The sequence below is a fragment of the Moorena sp. SIO3B2 genome, assembly GCF_010692525.1.
GTDB classification, from domain to species: Bacteria; Cyanobacteriota; Cyanobacteriia; order Cyanobacteriales; family Coleofasciculaceae; genus Moorena; species Moorena producens.
This window is the reverse complement of record NZ_JAAHHE010000289.1, coordinates 1-7731: the sequence shown is the minus strand read 5'-3', so window position 1 is coordinate 7731 and position 7731 is coordinate 1. Positions and strand designations below refer to the sequence as shown.

Sequence of the window (7731 nt, the reverse complement as noted above, 5' to 3'; positions counted from 1 at the left end):
TACTAAATCTAAACTCGATTCCCCTTGCTCTAAATCTTTAACATCACTGTTATCCAAAGTAGCAGTGGCTAAGTTAAATTCCCCCGAACTCTGACGATAGTAGATTGCACTATAGCCTTTGTCAACCCCCCGCAGAGTGGTCTGAACTATGGGCAATTTGCCATTGACCAGGTCACCAGATACCAAGACAGCTACAATACTTCCAGTCTCTGGGTTCGTGACTGGAGTGAGTGTGTAACGAATTAGGGAGTCTTGTTCAACAAAACCATTCGGTAGCTGAGGTGACTCCTTAGCTAACTCAACCCAGCTGACAATTTGACTGGTCCCAATCGCCGTTCGATTCTGGAAAACTTGACTGACTAATTGATTAGGATTAAACCTCTCTCCTGTCCGGTCAGCGTTGGCATTAGCAATAATCTTGCCATTGGTACCTACTAAAGTCCCATATTCAATGTTGCGGGCTTTAATTTCGTTCCTCAGAACCCGTCTGACTTCAGCCTTGAGGGTTGGTTTTATGGGCTGACCAGAATGATCAGCGATCGCAGCAGCAATGATGGCAGCATTATCGGCTTGACCACGGAAGCCCAGCTTAGTTTGCTCAATTTGAGAATTGTAGTTGGTCTCGGTGATTGCTAATTCAGACTCAGCTTGGTCTCGTAGTTCGATTTGCCCTCCTGTTAGGATCATTGAAGCAGCGACGCCGAAGAATCCAATCAGAGAAATTAGCTCAGAGGCAAACAAACCAGTAAGCAGCTTACTACTTAGTGGTAAGTTATAAAACCACTGTAGGCAGCCTAACCGAATGTCTTGGGAAGGGTTAGGGAAAGATGGAGAATCTTGCATAATCCAGGGAAAGTTGCTTGCTGGCAAAGCATTTTCGTGCGTCTGTAACTGGTATCCAATCCGGTAGTGCCGATTTGCTGCGGGCAATCGTGGAAACAGCATAGTGTAGATAAATCAACGTAGATAAATCAACAGATTGCCCATGCTTGTTCGCTACGATACCACCGGAATCGATATGACACCATTGTTGCTTTGTTGATTTAGCCCCGTCATGGAGGATTCTGCTGAAGTTTTAATTTAAAGACTGTCGGTGATAACACGGAAATAACAGCTGAAATCTCAAGCTAGAGCCTCGGTTAATGTAATAATAGAAGTTGACAAATTTATAGATATATGCATCAAGAGGTGCGACCCGTGGCGAATTTAATTCCCCAGTTCAGGAAATGGGCAAGTTTCTGGTGTAGGTTTCTATGGGACTCTCTATTGTCCTGGTAGCAAAACCTGCCCTAAACCCTCTATTGGACTTAAAGTGAGATCTTGCACCATTGTCATTCATCCTAGGGTGGGCAGTGCCTACCAACGTGGTTTGCAAGCTTCATTATCTGTCTGATGCACTGCCCACCCTACATGAACTAAACTATTGGACTTAAAGTGAGATCTTGCACCATTGTCATTCATCCTAGGGTGGGCAGTGCCTACCAACGTGGTTTGCAAGCTTCATTATCTGTCTGATGCACTGCCCACCCTACATGAACTATTGGACTTAAACACCGAGTTATTGTATATGTACTTGTGTATACTTATTTAATAAAAAGCAAAAGATAGATAAAAAACTATAAATTTATTAGAGAGGCCTATACTCAGCGTGAGTCAGCATCAACTTGTATCTCCTGAACAGCGGTCTAATGAACCCCAAAGGTACTATGATCCACAAGCGATCGCGCGCTACTACCGTTCCAGACCTTGGGTAGTGATTTGGCGTTGCCTGAGGATTGTCTGGGGTTTCGCTAGCTTTGTTTTTAGTTTTAAGTTAGACCAATGGGGCAACCGGACTGAGCAAAATAAGTTAAAACGAGCCACACAGCTACGGGAACTTCTGACTAACCTCGGTCCAACCTTTATTAAAGTCGGACAAGCTCTTTCCACCCGCCCTGACTTGATTCGGCAAGATTTTCTAGATGAACTGATCAAACTACAAGACCAGCTACCTCCCTTTGACAATGCAATCGCATTGTCCATAATCGAGCAAGAGTTAGGGCGCTCCATCCAAAAACTGTTTAGCCAAATTTCCCCAAAACCTGTAGCAGCCGCTAGTCTCGGTCAAGTCTATCGGGCTAAACTCCACACCGGTGAAGAGGTGGCGGTTAAGGTACAACGTCCTAATTTACGCCCTATCCTCACCCTAGATCTTTATTTGATGCGCTGGGCAGCTAGCTGGATTGCTCCCTGGTTACCACTCAATCTCGGTCATGACCTAACTTTGATTGTAGATGAATTTGGTACTAAGCTCTTTGAGGAAATTAATTATCTCAATGAAGGTCGCAATGCCGAACGGTTTGCTCTAAACTTCCAAGACGACCCCACTGTGAAGGTTCCAGCAATATACTGGCGCTACAGCAGTCTCCGTGTCCTCACCCTAGAGTGGATTGATGGCTTCAAGTTAACAGACACAGAACGTATTGAAGCCTTAGGACTAGACAGCGCAAGCTTGATTAAAACCGGTGTCACCTCTGGTTTACGTCAGTTGTTAGAGCATGGCTTTTTCCATGCTGATCCTCATCCAGGTAACTTATTTGCCCTTCCGGATGGACGCATGGGCTATATTGACTTTGGTATGATGGATCAGTTAGATCAGGACACCAAAGAAACTCTTGTCAGCTGTGTCGTTGATCTAATTAATAAAGATTATCAATCATTAGCCCAGGCTTTTGTTAAATTAGGTTTCCTAGCACCCAACACAGATATCCAGCCGATTATCCCAGCCTTAGAAGCAGTGTTGGGAGAAGCAATTGGTGAAAGTGTCGGGGATTTCAACTTCAAGACGATCACAGATCAGTTCTCAGAGTTGATGTACGACTATCCTTTCCGGGTACCAGCCAAGTTTTCCTTAATTATCCGTTCTCTGGTGACTCAGGAAGGACTGGCACTGACCTTAGATCCCAACTTCAAAATTGTCGAGGTTTCCTACCCCTATGTAGCTCAGCGTCTGCTTACCGGTGAAACCCCACAAATGCGGCGGCGTTTGATTGAGGTGTTGTTCAAAGACGGTAAATTCCAGTGGGAACGACTGGAAAATATGATTGCGATCGCTCGGTCTGATCAGAACTTTGATTTGCTCCCAACCGCTCAACTTGGTTTGCAGTATCTCTTGTCTGAGGAAGGTCAGTTTTTGCGACGTGAACTGTTGTTAGCGTTAACCGAAGATGACCAACTCCATGGAGCAGAAATTCAGAGTCTGTGGAACTTAGTCAAAGATGATTTACCACCAGGACGTTTATTCAATGTAGCTTTGAATGCACTAAGTACTATTTCCAGTGATGGGATTGGGGCTATTTTACCGAAAGCTCCTGCTGTGAGTACCAAATAGTGTGTCAGAGCAACTGGCCGATAAGGAATATCCTTATCGTAACTACTGACTCCTGGCTATTCACTACTTGTTGTTATTTAATTAGCGCTTCCAAACGTTATAGGATTTGGTGGGTTACAGCCCGAAAAAAAATCAATGCTGCGCTTAACCCACCCTAGGAAACTATAAGATTATATTCAGCATTCAGCTATCAGCATTCAGCTATCAGCATTCAGCTATCAGCATATGCGCTACGCGCAGGCTACGCCAACAGCTAATGGGCTACGGGAACAGCTATTGAATAAAACAGGATTGTGAGAATTTTTGATTCCCTATTCCCTACTCCCTATTCCCTATTCCCTATTCCCTATTCCCTGTTCCCTTTGCTATTGGATAAAGTGTCATTCTTTGTAATAATCTTCACAGGCATTAAAAGCATGAAGATTAGGAGTTATTTGTGTATAATTTTTGGCCAGACCCACCGTATTTTTTGTTAATTTTTGGTTTGTTTGCTGGGATTACCTGTGGGCTAGCTTTTGAAGCTACACTCAAAGAAAAAGTACAGGAATGGTATAAGACCAAATCCAGTCAAACCCTGGCTGAAATTAAAGGAATCCAGTTACTGCTCCCATTTGTGGGAATTGCTGTTGGGATTTGCCTGTTTCTAGCCTCTGGGTTAGGAATTTTTGCCTTGCCCTATTGGCTGTGTTACTCAATCTCCATACCTATGACCTTATTTATTAGTGGGCTAGTTTGGTCACAACTCGGTAACGTGTTGATTCAGTTAGAGCGAGGTGGTTCCAAAGCTCTCGATTTAGATTCCTGGGAATAGATATAAACCGGCTAATCAGCTATCAGTTGTCAGTTATCAGCTATCAGCTATTAGCTATCAGCTATCAGCTATCAGCTATCAGCTATCAGCTATCAGCTTATGCGCCTAGCGTATATGCTGATATGGGCAAATCCCCAGACTTTCAATTCTCATTAATCTCTTAATATTAAGGATTTTAAGCTGACAGCTGACTGCTGACAGCTGACCGCTGACAGCTAAATGCTTACCTATTCCCTACTCCCTACTGCCTACTCCCGACTCCCTAAACTCTAGATTAATAATCCTCTTATTTATTAAAAAATCCATAGAATAATATTTAACATTACTAATACAAGCAACAGTAAGCCATTTATGATTAAATCATGACGACTTTCGTTGAGCTTTTTCCCTAAAACTAGGCTGCCGCGCTCAAGAAAGTATTTTTTCATAAACCCTGGAACTTTTTCATAGTATGGCTTATACTTGAGCAGATTAATGATTAGCTGTATTAAGCCATAAGTAGTCAGAATAAATAGGGTAATTCGGTACCAGGAATAGAGGTTAATCATGTCTGACTAAGGATATATTTTACCAAAATAGCGATAATTGCTGCTGCAATGCTGCCGATTAAACTGATTCTGACAATCCGATTATACTTGCGGACTTGTATCTCGGCCATCTTTTCTGCCTGTCTTTCCATATAATTTTCTAGTTCCTGAGCTAGGGTGGAAACTACGGCAATGATCAGCGCTGCATCATCAGCTAATCCAGCAACGGGAATTACGTCTGGAACAGCATCAAAGGGGGATATTAAATAGATTAAGGCTGCGATCGCTAAGGCTTTTCCCTTCCAAGCGGCATTAGGATCCCGGACCATTTTAGCTAAAGCTTGAATTTTAGGCCAAATTTCTTTAATTGGTCCCCGGTTCATCCGTTCTAAGTTCTGGTCAATTTTTTGGATGTCTTCTGGCTTGGTATTTTGGAGCAATTTGTGAAATATTTCTTTTATCCTCCCCCGGTTCATCTGATCCAAGCTCTGGTCAATTTTCTGGATGTCATTGGGGGAGATATTTTTTTGTAATTTTTCCAGTAGTGTTCTAATCTTGCCAGGGTTGCTTGCTGGTGAGTTTTCCGACAGTTGGGAGATTTCTTGTTCAGTGCTAGATTTTTGAAATTTGCTGAGTATCCCTGTAATCTTGCCTCTAATTTTGCCAGGGTTGGTTGGTGCTGAGTTTTGAGACAGTTGGGGGATGTCTGGTTCAGTGGTAGATTTTTGAAATTTGCTGAGTATCCCTGTAATCTTACCTCTAATTTTGCCAGGGTTGCTTGGTTCTGGATTGCTTACCGTTACTGGGGTGTCCTTAGGAGTGCCTGGTTTGGGTAATTTGCTCAGTAGTGACTGAATTCGCCCAGGGGGTTTTTGTTCTAAGGTCTGGTCGAGTTGTTCTAAAGTCTGGTCGAGGGAGTCGAGGGATTGGATATCCTCTGGTTTTTCCTCTGGTTTTTCCTGTTTTTGAAATCGCCGAAGTAGTCTTTCCCGTAAACCCATTACTATCAACCTTTTTATATACGAGGATTTATCTGTTTTAATTGTTATAGCAATTGTCTTTACCATGAGGGACAAAGTGGTCCCCCTAAATCCCCCTTAAAAAGGGGGACTTTGAGCTTGATAAGCGTACCTCATAAATGCAATAAACACTATATAGCAATTCTATATCCCATGAGGTACAAAGTGATCCCCCTAAATCCCCCTTAAAAAGGGGGACTTTGAGCTTGATAAGCGTACCTCATAAATGCAATAAACACTATAACTAGTATAATGACATTTATGGTAAGCTTATTGCTAAATGGCTAGGGCGTGTCTTCAAACTCCGAGATCCCCCTAAATCCCCCTTAAAAAAGGGGGACTTTGAGTATGGCTCCCCCCTTATTAAGGGGGGCTGGGGGGGATCTAATATCTTGCGGAAAGCTTTGAAAACACGCCCTAGTCCCCAGTTTTAGACCCATCTACAATAACCAGCATGTTGTGCCATCAGGGTTTTCTGTTGGTTGTTGAGTTTCAGTGTGGTCTTGAGAGCTTTGTACATGTTTAATGATATTGTTACAGGTTTTCCGTTAACTATTACCAACTCCCCTGGTCTTTCCCGAGCAGCTAAAGTGACTACCCAATCCTTTCATTCTAACCCACTGCGCCAGTGGTTAACTCGCTTTTCCCTATCCCTAGGCTTGAGTCTAGTATCTACATTCAGTGCAATTCCTGCCCTAGGAGCAGAGCGAATTACTTTCTTTGTTTCTCCCTTTGGACAATTTAATATTGGGATTGAAGACTTGGAAATTTTTGCTAAAGATGGCACAATGACCAGGCAATTTGCCTATTATGCCAACTTTGCTACACCAATACAATTAGCAACACTGCGGATTCTACTAAACAGTCGATTTAATATTTCTCCCAGATATGTTTATTTGTTCACTCGCTTACCGGTGGGTAAAACCTTACTGCGCCGATTGGGGAATGTAATAAAAGCAGATTTCAATCGCAATGGTTTCTATCCCTTACGGGGTGCTTTAATTTCGGCAGCCTCTGATCCAGAAGGCTTGAGCGTTATTAATGTATTGCGTAAATTTTCCCTAGAAACTATTTACCTGGATGTGGAACTAATTTCTGATGTTACTGATGAGATATCACGGCTATTTGTGGTAAATGATGTTGTATTTGGTGCCATTAAAAATCAGGCACAAATACAGGGAGAAGGCTCAACATCGTTTGATTTTTCAGCACAAGCAGATCTCAGGAATCCTGGAGGAATAGGTTGGCGTAAAGAAAGCTTTGAGGTTTATAACTCTGAGCGTCAAGCTTCGTTTCCCGTTGATATTTATCTACCTAGGTCTTCAGACCAAGAAGGAATAAGAGGCTCGATTCCAACTCTGGTTATTTCCCATGGTTTGGCTTCTGACCGCAATACCTTTGCCTATCTAGCACAACATTTAGCATCTTACGGTTTTGCAGTTGCGGTCCCGGAGCACATTGGTACTAGTTCCGAACGCATTAATCAAATCTTTGCTGGCTTCGCAACTCCCCTCAATCCTACTGCGATCATCCATCGTCCTTTGGATGTAAAGTATTTGTTAGATGAACTTTCGGCTAAAGCTAATTCTGACCCGAGTAAGTTTGGCAGGCTTAATCTAGAAGAGGTGGGAGTAATTGGTCAATCCTTCGGAGGCTATACTGTTCTTGCTCTAGGAGGGGCGAAACTCAATTTTGAACAGCTTACTAGTGACTGCGATACTGCTCGACAGAACAATTTATCCTTAGATGTATCCCTGCTACTCCAGTGTCGAGGTACTCAACTATCCCCAGAAGACTATAACTTGGGAGACGAACGGGTAAAAGCGGTGATTGCTGTTAATCCGCTGAGCAACCCGATTTTTGGTGAAGCCGGGATGTCACAAATTCAGGTTCCGGTCATGATGGTGTCAAGTATCAGAGACATCTTTGCGCCACCTGTAGAACAACAAATTACCCCCTTCAGCTGGCTAACTACCCCAGAAAAATATCTAGTGGTGACAGAAG

5 protein-coding genes and 1 pseudogene are annotated in these 7731 nt (G+C 43.0%); 3 read left to right on the top strand and 3 right to left on the bottom strand.

Annotated elements, in window-relative coordinates; all coding sequences use genetic code 11:
- Positions 1–945, bottom strand: a pseudogene (locus F6K38_RS31405) (hypothetical protein); the annotation flags it as partial.
- Between the two features lie 703 nt (positions 946–1648).
- Here F6K38_RS31405 and F6K38_RS31400 point away from each other — a divergent pair.
- Both F6K38_RS31400 and F6K38_RS31395 read left to right on the top strand, forming a co-directional pair.
- A complete protein-coding gene (locus F6K38_RS31400; RefSeq protein WP_008180667.1) occupies positions 1649–3370 on the top strand; it encodes an ABC1 kinase family protein in 1722 nt (573 codons plus the stop codon).
- Positions 3371–3806: 436 nt separating this feature from the next.
- Positions 3807–4181: a hypothetical protein gene (locus F6K38_RS31395; protein WP_287252723.1), complete on the top strand. Its 375-nt coding sequence runs from the start codon at positions 3807–3809 to the stop codon at positions 4179–4181.
- 544 nt (positions 4182–4725) lie between these two features.
- Here F6K38_RS31395 and F6K38_RS31390 read toward each other — a convergent pair.
- Together F6K38_RS31390 and F6K38_RS31385 are read right to left on the bottom strand one after the other, a co-directional pair.
- The gene (locus F6K38_RS31390) at positions 4726–5709 is read right to left on the bottom strand and encodes a YkvA family protein (protein ID WP_287359000.1); all 984 of its coding nucleotides are present in this window, start codon (positions 5707–5709) and stop codon (positions 4726–4728) included.
- 448 nt (positions 5710–6157) lie between these two features.
- Positions 6158–6247, bottom strand: coding sequence for a helix-turn-helix domain-containing protein (locus F6K38_RS31385; RefSeq protein ID WP_287252716.1), 90 nt, complete (start codon positions 6245–6247; stop codon positions 6158–6160).
- On the opposite strand from F6K38_RS31385, the gene F6K38_RS31380 reads away from it, so the two are divergent.
- Positions 6246–7731: alpha/beta hydrolase (locus F6K38_RS31380; RefSeq protein WP_287358999.1), on the top strand; the 1486-nt coding region annotated here is incomplete at its 3' end. The two genes, F6K38_RS31385 and F6K38_RS31380, sit on opposite strands and share 2 nt — an antisense overlap.